The sequence below is a fragment of the Niastella sp. OAS944 genome (assembly GCA_024809215.1).
GTDB lineage: Bacteria > Bacteroidota > Bacteroidia > Chitinophagales > Chitinophagaceae > Niastella.
The window spans coordinates 36,453-50,956 of sequence record JANUBW010000005.1 but is presented as its reverse complement, the minus strand read 5'-3'; the positions used below and the strand labels follow the sequence as shown (position 1 = coordinate 50,956).

10 protein-coding genes are annotated in these 14,504 nt (G+C 40.7%); 1 reads left to right on the top strand and 9 read right to left on the bottom strand.

From position 1 onward, the window contains the following. The 3 genes from GGD38_RS20990 to GGD38_RS20980 all read right to left on the bottom strand — a co-directional run bounded on the left by GGD38_RS20990 (position 1) and on the right by GGD38_RS20980 (position 2,051). Complete coding sequence (locus tag GGD38_RS20990; RefSeq protein ID WP_375303733.1) at positions 1-189, bottom strand: IPT/TIG domain-containing protein; 189 nt, start codon at positions 187-189, stop codon at positions 1-3. A 72-nt stretch (positions 190-261) separates the two neighbouring features. Next, a complete protein-coding gene (locus GGD38_RS20985) occupies positions 262-984 on the bottom strand; it encodes a LytR/AlgR family response regulator transcription factor (protein WP_375301157.1) in 723 nt (240 codons plus the stop codon). Beyond that, positions 981-2,051 (bottom strand): sensor histidine kinase, encoded by a 1,071-nt coding sequence (locus tag GGD38_RS20980; RefSeq protein WP_375301156.1) that lies wholly within the window; start codon positions 2,049-2,051, stop codon positions 981-983. Before GGD38_RS20980 ends, GGD38_RS20985 begins: the two co-directional genes overlap by 4 nt. Positions 2,052-2,261: 210 nt before the next feature. Between GGD38_RS20980 and GGD38_RS20975 the strand changes: the two genes are divergently transcribed. Next, positions 2,262-4,454: an outer membrane beta-barrel protein gene (locus tag GGD38_RS20975; RefSeq protein WP_375301155.1), complete on the top strand. Its 2,193-nt coding sequence runs from the start codon at positions 2,262-2,264 to the stop codon at positions 4,452-4,454. 5 nt (positions 4,455-4,459) lie between these two features. On the opposite strand, the gene GGD38_RS20970 is transcribed toward GGD38_RS20975, so the two are convergent. The 6 genes from GGD38_RS20970 to GGD38_RS20945 form a co-directional block, all read right to left on the bottom strand. Next, a complete protein-coding gene (locus tag GGD38_RS20970) occupies positions 4,460-5,431 on the bottom strand; it encodes a BT_3987 domain-containing protein (protein ID WP_375301154.1) in 972 nt (323 codons plus the stop codon). A 37-nt stretch (positions 5,432-5,468) separates the two neighbouring features. Beyond that, positions 5,469-7,322 carry a RagB/SusD family nutrient uptake outer membrane protein gene (locus tag GGD38_RS20965; RefSeq protein WP_375301153.1) on the bottom strand — a complete coding sequence of 618 codons (1,854 nt, stop codon included), beginning with the start codon at positions 7,320-7,322 and terminating at the stop codon, positions 5,469-5,471. Positions 7,323-7,340: 18 nt separating this feature from the next. Then, the gene (locus tag GGD38_RS20960) at positions 7,341-10,427 is read right to left on the bottom strand and encodes a SusC/RagA family TonB-linked outer membrane protein (RefSeq protein ID WP_375301152.1); all 3,087 of its coding nucleotides are present in this window, start codon (positions 10,425-10,427) and stop codon (positions 7,341-7,343) included. A gap of 339 nt (positions 10,428-10,766) precedes the next feature. Next, entirely contained in the window at positions 10,767-11,849 is a 1,083-nt protein-coding gene (locus GGD38_RS20955; protein ID WP_375301151.1) for an RNA polymerase sigma factor, read from the bottom strand. 42 nt (positions 11,850-11,891) lie between these two features. Further along, positions 11,892-12,989 carry an acyltransferase family protein gene (locus GGD38_RS20950; RefSeq protein ID WP_375301150.1) on the bottom strand — a complete coding sequence of 366 codons (1,098 nt, stop codon included), beginning with the start codon at positions 12,987-12,989 and terminating at the stop codon, positions 11,892-11,894. A 288-nt stretch (positions 12,990-13,277) separates the two neighbouring features. Beyond that, entirely contained in the window at positions 13,278-14,345 is a 1,068-nt protein-coding gene (locus GGD38_RS20945; protein WP_375301149.1) for a 2Fe-2S iron-sulfur cluster-binding protein, read from the bottom strand. Positions 14,346-14,504 lie beyond the last annotated feature (159 nt).

Here is a 14,504-nt window from a genome sequence, read left to right as displayed (position 1 = left end):
TTATTTTAAAGCATTACTTTCTATAAAATCCGCGCTTCCTGTTATGGTAACAGCTGTTCCTACCGGGCCCGAAGAAGGTGAAAAAGAAGTTATAACAGGCGCCTGAGCCAAAGATTGTAAAACACTTAAAATAGTAAAAGAGAAAAGAAACAAATACTTTTTTGGCGTAAGGGACTTAAGAAAAACCATCATCATTTAGAGTTAAGGGTAAGAAAACGTAACAAGGTATAACATCTTGTTCAAATAAGCAATCTTATTCAATCATTTACTCATCAGCTTACTCTTCACAACTACCTCTATCACTTCGTCACGTAAATTTCGGCTTATAGGAATATTGTGCTGTTGAATGCGTATATCATTACCGTCGATACTGTCGATCTTTGCAATAGCTACCAGATAGGATTTGTGAACCCTTAAAAACTTTCTCTTGTCAAGGTATGTCTCCACTGTTTTCAGTGGCAGAAGTGTCATGAACTTACTATTGCTGGTATAGATAATTACATAATTCTGAAGTGCCTGAACAAACAGGATCTCTCCTATATATATCTTCTCATACTTATTTTCACATTTGATGAATGCATAATCCGGTGCTGCAGTTACTGGGTTTTCAATTTTATTATTCTTAAGTAGATAATAGTCTTTTGCTTTATTGGTAGCTTTTAAGAACCGGGTAAAAGTGATCGGCTTTAACAGGTAATCTATCACGTCTAATTGAAAACCTTCAATGGCATAATCGGAATAAGCGGTGGTGAGAATGACCATGGGCAGGCTGGTCTTTATTTTTAGAAAATCAAGGCCCGTCATAAAAGGCATTTGAATATCCAGGAAAATAAGATCTACAGGCTGGCTTTCCAGTAATTTGTTCAGCTCAAGCGGGTTTTGTGCAACAGTCACCAGTTCGAGGTAGTCAATCACTTCAATATACTTTGAAAGCCCTTCAGCGGAAAGCGGCTCATCATCCGTTATTATACATTTCAGTTTCATGCCAAATTAATTTTCAATATTACTTTAAATTTAGCAGGTTCTTTCCCAACGTAAATTTCATGTTTACCCGGATATACCAGGTTCAACCGGCGCCGCACATTGGTAAGGCCGATACCTGATAAAGCAGGCGTATCCTCTGTCTCCAAATTTCTGCTGTTCTCTATATGTAATTCTAAGATCCGTTGGTCCGTTAGAGAAAGGTCCATTTTTATAAAGTGTTGCCGTGTTCTGCCTTTCGAAAGGTGCTTAAATGCATTCTCCACAAAGGGTAGCAGCATGAACGGGGCAATATAACTATTGTGCACTGTGGAATGATTGATATTGAAAGAAAGGTCCGTTTGGTTTTCATGCAGCCGGAGCGATTCCAGTTCAATAAAATTTTCGAGGAACGTGAGCTCCTTGTTTAATGGAATTTCTTTTTCGTTACACTCATAAAGCTGGTAACGAAGCATTTCAGAAAAGGAGGCAAGTGATTCCGACGCCAGGTCGGGGTTTTTATGGATGAGAACAAAGATCGAATTAATGGTATTGAATAGAAAGTGCGGATTGATCTGCGATTTCAGGTATTTTAATTCCGTTTCCAGATTCTCCTTTTCAAGCACCAGTCTTTTCTTTTCTGCGTTTAGCCAGTTCTTGCCCAGTTTTACGCTCATGGCCAAAGTCATTGCTCCCGCAGTTGATGGCAAAGCCATAACAGAAAATATTGACAGAAACTGATCGGGACGTTTACCGAATAACTCGGTGAATGTTTTGCTTGATGTCCATGCGTTTAAATAATAACCCAGCGTAATGAGTGCTGAACATACCAATACGGTCATTATCACAAGAAAAATATAGGTTTTGTACCGGCCAGGGTATAGATACTTAGGAATGAGATAATAGAGATTAAAATAAGCGCCGGCAGCCTGGAAAATGATATAACCTATGAATTTTACAGGTGTTTCATTCAGAAACAGGTAAAATAACATATCATTAAAACTACCTACATTAATAAACATCCACAGTAAGTGATAGGCTATCCAGAAAGGAATGTGGTAAAGGCGGTATTTTATTATCCAGTTACGCATAATATTAAAACTATCCGTTATCCTGTAAAATAATCGGAAAATGGATCAAAGTACCCTGGAGATTGATATTCTGTAAAAATGAAGTGACGAATGGGTTTAACCGGCTTTATTGCAAATGATCAATCTGCCGGCACATGTCGTCAATTTACCCAACGTATAGTAGTAAATCAGGGTTTTATTTGGGAAATATCAACCATGAAATATTTCCTGATGATCATATTATTTTTTTTGGCAACATCTGCCAGTTCGCAATTGAGCGGCAAAGTGGAGCGCAGTAAAGGCGATAGTTTATTGGGCGAAGTGGTTGTAACAGCTAAAAAGGAGTTGACAAAGCATACGCCAGGCGGTAAGGTTTTTAATATACAGTCGAGCCTTTTAACCAAAGGAAGTAATGCCTTGCAGGTGCTGGAACGGCTACCGGGCGTAATAACCGATCGCAGGAATAATCAGTTTAGCCTGAATGGACAATCGGGTGTCACGGTATTATTCAATGGAAGAAGGGTAGGGCTTTCGATGGAAGAATTAATGAATTTACTGGAAAGTACCGTAGCGGATAATATTGATAAGATTGAACTGATAACTTCAGCAGATGCTAAATATGATGCAGATGGAAGTGGTGGGATCATAAATATCATATTTAAAAAAAGCGAGCAGGAAGGCACCAGGGTGAATGCATCGGCTACTTTAGGGTATGGCTATCGCGGCAAAGCAGTTGGGTCAATATCCCTATCACATGGCTTTAAGAATGCCAGTGTGTTTGGTTCATATTCCTGGATATACGATGGTGTACGTTCCGGATTTATGGGAGATGGCACAAATGAGGACCTACTTTATAAAGGAAGTACGTTTGCAACCTTTTCCGGTATATCACGTAGGTTTCAGAATACACATAACTTAAACCTGACGGGGGAAATACGTCCGGGTATCAAAACCACATTAGGAGGTGACATGGCATTTTCGACGAACAAAACCCATAATCTCACAAATAACGCCGGCTCATGGCAATATGATAACGGGAATTATCTTCGGTATATGGCACTTTCCGAAGGTAATAACAGGCGACACAATATCAGCACTTCTGTTTATTCAAAACATAAGCTTTCCGCCAATTCACAATTGAATCTCGATGCCAGCTTTATTCATTATAACAGCAATAACCCGGCTATAATAAACGCAAGGTATTATGATGAAACCGGAGATCCTGTTATACCGGCAGACTCAAATTTTACCAGTGGAAATCGCGGGGAGAGTTTCTCCACCATTGAAGCTTTAACCTTTTCAATGGACTATACCAGCAAATTTGGGAAGAAAGTTCAGGCTGAATTCGGCAGCAGGGGCAGTATTTCGGAAAACAGTAACAACAGCAGGGTAGAGCGTCTGGTAAATGATCAATGGACAATAGATCTCCGGTCGCAGTCGGTAGTGAACAGCAGAGAGAAAATTGCCGCACTATATACACAGTTTAAGTTTTTGTTAAATACAAACGCAAGCTTTCAGCTAGGACTGCGGTATGAATACTGGCGTCGGGATATAGGCCTGTATAAGGAGCCATTTATTATTGGAAAACTCTTTCCTTCCTTATTATATACGCGGTCCTTCACTAACGGCAGCGCTCTGTCGGTTGGCTATAACCGCCGTATCAGCCGTCCGGCTTATACCGATCTGGTGTCATCACTTTTTTACAACGACCCTACGTTTGTATTTTCAGGAAATCCATTGCTAAAACCTACCATCTCTGATATATTTAAAGCAGAATATAATCAGAAACAATTAAATATCTCTTTGTCTTTTCAGGCCGATCAGCATCCGGTCTTACGTTATCAGATCACCAGCAATGAGACAAAGGAAATAGGTATATCCTCACCGCAGAACCTCGATTACCAAAAGAATATCAACCTGGCCATAAATTATTCACTGCAACCGGCTATGTGGTGGAAAATAACTTTGGGTAGCACTACATCCCTTCGCAATTACAAAGTGTCTTATAGCCTGCAGCCTGCGGTAAAAACATTTATCTTTCAGAACCTTACTTTTAACCAACAATTGCAGTTACCCTGGCAGCTGGAAGCGGAATTAAACGGCTGGTATAATTTCCGTTTCTATGAAGGAACCAATATAATAAGCGGATTTGGGGTCATTAATTTTGCCCTGGCCAAAAAACTGAAAAATGACAAAGGCAGCTTTCAGCTTTCACTGCCCGATCTATTTGGCTCATTTCGCGTGCGCACGCATATCGGCGGTATGACCCCAATCGCTTTTAACATCGATACTCATTCCACCTGGAGAAATGAATCGGCCTTCTATCGTGTTATCAAACTGACCTATACACGAAGTTTTGGCAAAAGCAGTATTCGCTCTTCAACCAGGAATAGCAGGAGTGAGGAAGTAGAGCGAATACAGTAATGTTGTCAATAATAATCCAATAATCTCCACTCTGAAACCTGAATAAGATCGGCGCCGCTTATAGCAGTGATGTTCAGCCTGTAAATTGAATAATTGGCTTCTGCAGCAAGATTGAACGTTCGGGTTACATTTCTGCCGGGGAAGGTCTCATTGCTCCTGCTGTCGATCGTTATCCACGTTGTGCCATCATTGGAGCCTTGCAGGTTAAAGTTTTTCGGATCGCGGTCCGGCGCGTCATTGCCGGAAGTAATTGTATAAGCATCTATTTTCCTTGAAGAAGGAAATGCCAATTGTACATACAGATCTGTGTCGTAATCAAAAGCCAGATATTTAGACGAGAAGTTACTATCGATAAGTTTCGGTAACTGTTCACCTCCCGGAGAATTGGTATAATTTCCTGTAAGTGTTCCGCCTTTTGTAACATCTTTTGACCTTACATTAATTTCATCGATCCTGAAATAAGTAACGGAAAGATCATCTTTAATGGTCCCCGACGACACACTGGTAAGTTTTATAGGCAACATATATTTCACACCCAACGTAAGATTTTTGGGATTGATGGATAACGTAAGTGGTTCAGACGAGGTTTCTCCACTTTTTATTATAGTGGTTGTGCCCGAAAGGGTGTAGGCGTTTTCCGGCAACACCCGGTACACGTCGCCCGTAAACGCATTGGTTTCATTGTAATTTTTTACGAGCGTAGTATCAACTGCAAAATTACCGGTAATGTCTGAAGGTGCGCCGTTATACGAAGTATAATAAAATCCGAATGCCGTTTCCTGAATGGAATCAACTTTAACCAGCGCCCGCACTTTGTTTTTATCCTGGTATGCCTGGGGCATGTAGCATACACCTTCTTTTAGGGTATACAGATCGTCTTCTTTGAGGCAGGCAGTTAATAAAATAGCCGCCAATAACATTGGCAGTAATACTGACAATGACCGGGGCTGTTTATGTATATTGAATTGGTTACACATATGCAATTATTTTTTTAAAACTGGTGTTAGCGGTTTATTACCATCCTGGATTTTGCACCAGGTATTTATCTTTTAAAATTTCGTTGTTGGGAATAGGCCATAAGTAATCTCTTGGCAGGAACCTTCTTTTCTGCACCAGCGTTTTTTCATAAAACCCCTGGTCATCGGCAAAGATGTTCATGCCATATACATCTGCGCCCATTGTTTCGGCGGCAATCTTCCATCTGCGCAGGTCGAAATAGCGAACGTTTTCAAATGCCAGTTCCACCTGGCGTTCGTGCCTGATAACATTTCGTACTGCTTCCTGGCCAATTGGAACAGGCAATGCATCTGTACCGGCTCCATATTGCGGAAGCCCGGCACGTGCCCTTATGAGATTTACCAGTTTTAGAATTTCAGGGTCTGCGGGGTTCGATTCATTTGATGCTTCTGCATAGTCGAGGTACATTTGGGCCAGCCTTATATATACCCAGCCTCTCGACTGGTTACTGTTGGCAAGCTGCTTTCTTACAATATAGCCTGTAGAGCTAACATCCCATGTGCTTTGTGTTCTGCCCGAATTGCCGCTGAGCTCAAAAACCGGCACCACTTCATCGGGACTGCTACCCTGGTTTTGCCAGTAACAACGGTTATAGCTTACGCCCACATAAAATCTTGCTTCGCGGTTAACCCATTGATTAAATGTAGACCGGTCTTTGACATCATAAGGCGCCCTGAAATTGGAGAATCCTGATTTTTGGTATCCCGAACCGGCATCAGCTATCGCTAACCCGTTTTTCATCTCATAAGCATCTACCATGCTTTGGTTCACCGATAAAAAACCTGCACCTTTTCCTACAGTGTTATTATAACCCACCAGTTTTGGGGTAATATCATACCAGTAATCGCCGGCGCCGCCGCACATTGCTTTTCCCCAGACCCATTCGGAATTCCAATCGTTCAACATTACGTTCTTACACGATTTGTAGGCGGCCACAAATGGGTTGGCATCAGTTTCTGTATAGAGCTTGTAGGTGCTGGGTACAAATTCATCGAGGAATTGCCTGTAAGCATCTGCGGCGAGCTTCCATTTATTGGCATCATACGTTTGGTTGATCAACTGCACGCCATCCTTGTTCTTTAATGAAGCATAATCTTTATTGCCATTGAATAACGGGCTTGCAGCCAGTAATAAAACCTGCGCTTTATAGGCTTTACAAACGCCGGTGGTTACCCGGCCCCATTCATTATTCAACGGCAGGCTGGCAGGTTGATTTTGTCCCAGTGTTTCAGAAGTTTTAAACTCAGTATAAGCCTGGTCCAGTTCACTCGTAACGTATGCTACACAACTGTCGAAAGAAGTACGTGGAAAAAATATTGCATCACCGGTACCTTCAACGGGTACTACATCGGGCAGTATAATCACCGGACCGTAAAGCCTCATCATCCAATAATAAAAAATAGCTCTTAATGCACGTGCTTCGGCTTTGAAACGCATTTTTTGCAGGGGCGTTAGATCGGGAGCAGTCGCTGCATCGATCTTTGCAATAAAATCAGTAGCTGTTCTTACCGGTTTATAAAAATTTGTCCAGTAAGTACCGCCCACATTATTATCCCAGGTGCTTTGGTTGAGTGCATTGGACATTACCCAGCTAAGCGACCAGTAATTGGCTTCATCCGAAGCGCCTGTCCATGGCCCAGCATAACTACCACCAGGTGCAAAACGACTGCTGAATTCATCGGGAACATTGGCATATACCTGTGCCAGGTACCCATTGGTATTGTTGTAGGTTTTAAATATATCTTCTTCTTTTAAAAGATTATCGGGTATCTGGTCGAGAAATTTTTTACACGATGCCACCGTCACAAGGGCGAAGAACACAATTATTATTTTGAATATATTGTTTGTCATTATATCGATGATTAAGAATTAAAAATTAGCCTGCAAACCGATAGACATATTACGGGTATTTGGGTATGTATTTCCGTTATTTGTATTCAGTTCAGGGTCCCATAGGTCAAATTTGCTCCAGTAAAGCAAATTCACCCCCGAGAAATACACCCTTGCGCTTGCCAGGCCAATTTTTTTGAAAGGTTCTTTTGGAATGTTATAGCCAAAATCAATTGTCTTTAAACGAAGGAAGCTCATATCCCTTACCCACCAGGTACTGGCCACGGTATTATTCGATGTGGCAGTACTGCCCCAGCCAAGGCGCGGAAAATAAGGATGCTCCGCTTTATTCTCTTTTGTCCACCTGTTGGTTGACATTTTGTATATGTTACCGTCATTACCGCCTCCGCTGAAAGGCATCGCCGCATTACCAGACATTAACCTTGAGGCGCCTGATATTCCCTGGAAAAATATACTGAGGTAAAATTTGCCAACATTAATATTGGCGCCAAAACCGTATACCAGGTTCGGCACGTCCCAACGACTGATCTTCGTTTGGTCATAAATATCAACCACCCCGTCACCGTTCAGATCTTTATATTTCAGATCACCTACACGCGGATTTCCCAATGCAATTTGTGAAGGGCTGTTATCGATCTCTTTCTGGCTTTGGAAAATGCCTTCGGCCATATAACCGTAAGCAGCCAGCAGGTTATGCCCCCTTCTTTCCTGGTAAGGATCTGCAAAAGGAGCCTGCCTGTTCTCACGCAGGATGTCTGTGTTGTAAGTAAAGTTTCCCCTGAAAGAAATGTTTACTTTTTTGGATAATGAAATGGCGCGTAACTCTACCGTTCCGTCAAAGCCGGCTGCATCGAGAATGCCATAGTTGCCAACGGGATTATACTGTAATCCTGCGTAGTCGGGAAAATCGGCCCTGGTTAAAAATACACCGGTACGATGCGACTTGAAATAATCAAGCACAAACGATAGTTTATCATTCAAAATATTGAACTCTATACCCAGGTCCTGTGTATGGGCAGTAGCCCATTGTACGTTTGCGCCATACTGTGAAATGTTAACACCGGAAACGCCCGTGCTGGCACCAGGTCTGCCGAATGAAATTCCCCGGGCGCCGTTTGTAACAAGTGTTAAAAAACCAAAACGCAAACCGGTTCCCGGTGCACCTGCTTTTCCGTTTGAATACCGGACCTTAAAATATTGGAAGATCTTCGACAACGGTTCAAAAAACTTTTCTTTTGAAACAACCCAGCCAACACCTACGGAGGGAAAGAAACCAAACCGGTTGGCGGGTGCATAGTTCTCAGAACCATTATACCCGCCGGTTATTTCTGTAAAGTATTTATCACTATAGGAGTAAGTGACCTTGCCTGCTATGTTTTGCTGGCGAAATGGGATATAATTACTTAAAGTGCCGTTGAAAGGATTTAACTGGCTTAACTGGTTATAAACAACTGTAGAGTAAATATGATGATCTCCAAAGTAACGGTCGTAAGATACCTGTCCCTCCAAAGTAAATTGACGGGTTCCACCGTTGGCAGTAGCGAACCCTAACTCATCCGATCCTGCGATCATTTGTTCCAGATTAAGACTGCCATCGGGTTTGTAAGGATTCGTTTGGTTTAAATAGTAGATGCTTCTGCTTCTTATTCTGCGTTCGAATGATTCATTAAACAGGTCATAAGAATACATGCCTTTTAAATTAAGGCCTTTGGTGACAAAATCCAGGTTCTGAGTAAGGAAAATGCTACTGTTGATCTTTGACTGAAATCTTTTAATAACACCTGTTTGTGTTGTGGCCGCCCAGGGATTGGGAGAAGGAGTGGAACCATAACCTATACCCGAAACCAGGTTACCGGGGTACATAGGCGGATAAAAAACAGGACTGGCATTTTGCGCCTGCGCAAAGGCCTGCCCGGCGCCCCAGCCAGGTTCGTTGAAATTGGTAATATAACCATTCAGGTATAAGCTGAATTTGGTTGATTTAGTAAGGTCCATATCGATATTCGATGTATAATTGAACCTTCTGAAGAGGGTGGTGGCGTCGTAGTCTACATTCGGGTCTGTTTTCAACAGCGACGTTTCATCATAATAGGCTACAGAGGTATAGTATTTTGTATTTTCACTACCACCAGTGGCGCTCACATTAAGACGTTTGTTGAGCGAATACTTTTTAAACAAAAGGTCCATCCAGTCTACATTCGGATATCTGTACGGATTAGCCTTTCCCGAAAGCGTGCTATCTATATATTCCTGGGTAAACTGCGGCGCCTGACCTGAAGCGATCAGGGCCTCGTTTTTCAGTTCCATATAAGTTTTGGCGTCGGCCATTTCAGGCACTTTGGTAAAGGAGGTAGTGCCCTGGTTATAATTCATCATCAGTCTTACCTTACCTGCTTTACCTTTTTTGGTATTGATGAGAATTACACCATTGGCGCCCAATGAGCCGTAAACCGCGGTAGAGGAAGCGTCTTTTAAAATGGTGAAAGACTCAATATCTTCCGGATCCACGCTGTTTAAATCCCTGCCCTGTACACCGTCGATGATAACCAACGCACCGCTTGGGCTTCCGCCGAATGTTTGAATTCCTCTAATCCATATATCGGCAGAATTACTACCGGGTAAACCAGAGCGTTGTACGCCCACCACACCAGCTACCCGCCCGGCCAGCATAGTGCTGAGATTGGCTACCGGGTGTTCCAATTCCTTTGCGCTGATGGTTGACTGTGCGCCTACAACGCTGATCTTTTTTTGTTTACCGCCGTAACTGGAAACGATCACGTCTTCAAGACTGCCAGCTTTGGCTTCCATGATCACTTCGAGCACCAGCGAATTATTAACCGGCCTTATCATTTCAATATACCCGGTATGCGTAAACACCAGTACATCGGCGGTGTTTACCTGCAATTTAAACTGGCCTTCGGTATTGGTGACTGTTCCCGAGTTTGTTTTAGCCTGTATTGTAACAGACACACCGGGAATGGGTTTGTCCATCTTGTCTTTTACAGTTCCTGTAACGGTAATGATAGATTGCGAGAAGGAACCGTTAGTAATGAGGATGGCGAATAGGAGCGCAGACAAAATCTTACGCAGATAGTTTCTCGGCATAGCATTGGTTAGTTTTGGTTTTCTTTAACAATTTAACCTGTTTAGCAGGGGGCAAGCTGTTAATGAATATTAAACGGAATGTTAACTGAAATTAAATGGCAACTTCCTTTAGGACCAAGTAGTTTCGCATTTTAAACAAACGCTATATTTTTCAACGGTGTTTACAAGAGATTATGCATAACCATTTAGGTTCATTGATAACCGTTATAATTACTTGCTGCTTAAACCAGTAACGATGGTAGAAAAAGGGTGTAAAAAACAAGCGCCATCAAACTATTAGATTTGATGGCGCTTGAAAATACGTTCAAAGCAGTTATAAAAGGCTGTAAAAAAATACGCTTATTTTTTGATAAATTCTCTTTGACGTCTTAAATGGCTAATTGTATATTTCAATTGTTTGAACCTTTTTGTCCAATATCTTGAAAAGAGCACTATCTGAATTATGACTAACAGGATCATGAAAGCTATTATAGCAAACTGAACCGGATTATTTGTAGTGACGAACGTTGTGAAGAGGAACAAGCTGGCAATTACCATAAGCCGGCCAATAACGAAGAAGGCAGTATGTGATCTTATTTTAAAAAGATAGTATTGCAATGTGCTTTTAATATCGTTTCCTCTAACTGTTTTTTTTAACAGCCTGTAAGGTATAAAGTTATTCAGGATACTAAAAAACAGTGTACCTGCTAAAAGTATCTCCAGAAAAAGAGGCTTTGGGTTAATACTAAAAAAAACATAGTACAAGAAAAGAAAAATCGTAAACGCAACAGTCTCTATGATTAACCGCTTGTTTAAACGTTTTAATGTTGGGTGAGATCGATCAGAAAGCATAACTTTTATATCAGCATTATATACAGGTATCGTATCAATACTTTGCCAGATCGACTTTATGGGATACTGCTCCAATGACTTACATAAAAGTTGCTGAATTTGCTTTTTAATTCTGTTCAACTTTACACCTACAATTGTTTCTGCAACTCCGGTAATTTCTGCAATTTCAGGATACTTAAGATCTTCCAAATATAACGCGATCATCGCTTTGTCGTCGTAGTTCAATTGCATTAAAGCGCTTATCAATTTTTCTTTATCGTCTGCAGCACCTTGTTGTATTCGCTTACCCTTAGAAAGGTTAGTAGTATTTTCGGAATTACTCTTTTTTTTATCACAGCTGGTAATACAAGTGCTGAGCGCAATTTGATAGACCCCTAAACTAAACCTAGCCTTCTTATTTAATACAGGGGCAGAGATCCATAACTGGAACACAATTTCATGAAACAGATTTACCCTGTCATCGATTGAATCCCGGTAAATTCTGCAAATCCTTCCAATTATTTTTTGGTGACGATCAACTAATTTTACAAACTGACCTTCGTCAATTTTTTCGTGCTGACCTCTCCATTCTACCAATTGCGCTTTTTCCATATCGGTTATTTTGAATATTGGAATACAACGCCAGTAAACTGGTCAAATACTTTTCTTAAGAATAACGCTTGTTTCAGGTTTAACTGCCTTTTCCTTTTTATATTCGAAATATCGTTTCAATTTCAGAAAATTCAACTCTAATAAATAATAGCTTGCTGATGCTGCCAAAAAAGTAAACCCAACTGCAAAAACAAAAAGTAGTGCCAGATTCATTTTGGGTGAAAAACTCCAAATTGTAGCAATACAAAGAGGATGATATATGTATAAGCCATAACTTATTTTTCCTGCAAATACCATTGGCTGAGAGCGCAAAAACCTCTTAACCAAGGTTGTTTCCCGTGATGATATTACATATCCTACTATACTCCAAAAGGTAAAAGCAAGTAAATTGTATTTAATTATTTGTATAATGGAGTTATTTATATCTGTAAATATTGTCAAAAGAGCAATAGTTGGAATTGCAAAGACCACTGAAAGCAGTAAATATATATTTGCATTCTTATCGGTTAACTTATTCTTTAATTCAAGAACAGCTAATAAGGCACCTATAGCCAACTCATCTATTCTGGCAAACGTAAAGTAATAAGCTGCATAGTCGTGCTCAATCATAATATACTTTATTACAAATGCCATTACAATTATTAACACAATTGCACCTACAATTCTTCTAATGCTTAGTAAATAGATCAAAAGTGGCCAGAACAGGTAAAAATGTTCTTCTACAGAAAGGGACCAGAGATGCCTGGGGCCAACCTGGTCCCATCTAAACGCCAATGCAAAATTTTGCACGTAGGTCCAGCAATATACTTGTAGGTTGAAGGGTGCAAAAGGCTTTCCTGAAATTAACGGAAGTATTATAAAAATCAGCGCCAGGAAAAAGTAATAAAGAGGAAAGATCCGCAATGATCTCCTGACATAAAAGCTTGAGAAATAGTTAGGCGATTCTTTTGTTGCAATAAGGATGCGTGTTATTAAAAAACCAGACAACACAAAGAATAATGTAACTCCTGTTCTGCCAAAATTTGCAAACCTGGTTACAAGCGGGGGCAGATTCAAATCATAGAAGAAGTGAAAGTATATAACCATAAAGACTGCTATGGCCCTAACCCCATCTAATTCTTTATGATACGTCAAATTCATATCCAACACTTTACCTTTCCACAATGAATAGAACGACCTTAGGCAAAAGCCTTTTCCCTGATTTTCTTTAAAATGGAAACATCCAGAGTTTTTGCAAGGTTTTTACGGAGATAATTGGAAATAAGTTGGAATTAATTCCTTAGCGTACATGAATGGGCCTGTTATCAGGCATTTTACGCTTAACACTGGCTTGGGGGTAATGGTATTAAATACTAATCTAAATTTAAATAAAAAAACATTCTTATGAATGCTTTCAGGTATGATCGTGGTCATTAACTGGTGTATTTTTTATATAAAATTGTCAATCTCTACAGTAACCTCATTGTTCAGGGGATGGCTTTGGCATAGCAGGATAAAACCCTGGTCAATATGCTCCTTGCGTAATGCAAAATTATTGGCCATGTGTACTTTGCCGGCAATTAATTTTCCTATACAAACGCCGCAGGTCCCGTTTTTACATGAATATTTTAACGGTATACGGTCTGCCCGAGCGGCTTCAAGTATGGTTGTACCGGGCGACACCTCCAGCAGGTTAGACTGTTCGTAATAGTGCAATAACACTTCCCGGGGCGCATCTGGTAATACAACGCGGACATCAGTAGTCTCTGGCGCAAACCATTCCACATAAATATTGGCACCAGGCACCTGCATTTCTTCCAATACTTCGTGGTGTAACTTCATAAGTGCGGAGGGTCCACAAATAAAATATTGTACGTTGTGTAGCGGATCATCTGTAACCTGTTTAATCAGTTTGCTGGCAACGTGCTTGGTCAACCGGCCTTTGATCACTGCTGCGCCTACTTGTGTTGCAACATCAGTTGATTGCGATAGAACATGATAGCTATTAAACCTGTCTTCAAACCTCTTTTTCAGATCGTATATGGATTTTTTGAAAATAATATCCTCCGTAGTGCGGCTCGAATAAATAAGGGTAACTTTTGTATGCGGCGACCTGCCCAGGATGGAGCGACAGATGGAAAACAAGGGCGTTATTCCACTTCCCCCCGCCAGCAATACAATATGCCTGCAGCTATAGGTACTGGCCAAAGGCGTAAAATTGCCATATGGCCCATCAATATTCCATGTAGTGATGCGTGCAGGATTATCAATAATAAAATTGCTCATCAAACCCCCAGGTACTCTTTTCACAGTAATGGATGGATTTACATCTTCATCGGGCAATGAACTTAACGAATAAGACCGGGTTACGGGTTCATCATTGATCAACAGCGTTATGTTTATAAATTGTCCGGGTGCGTAATTAAAAAGAGCCCCCCCGGTATTAAATGTTATTGTTATTGTATCTTTTGTTTCTTTAAGGATAGTTGCAGTTGTCCATTTATATTTGGTTGCCATGTTCAATGATTAGTACTGGATTTGATTTTTATAAAGATGCGTCTTATTTTAATGAACGTATGCAATTTCCGGATTGTGGTTAGATAGATTGTTATACAATTTTTTGAAAGATTTATAAAATTGGAAGGTCACAGTATCGATGAAGTTTATCAGTTGATG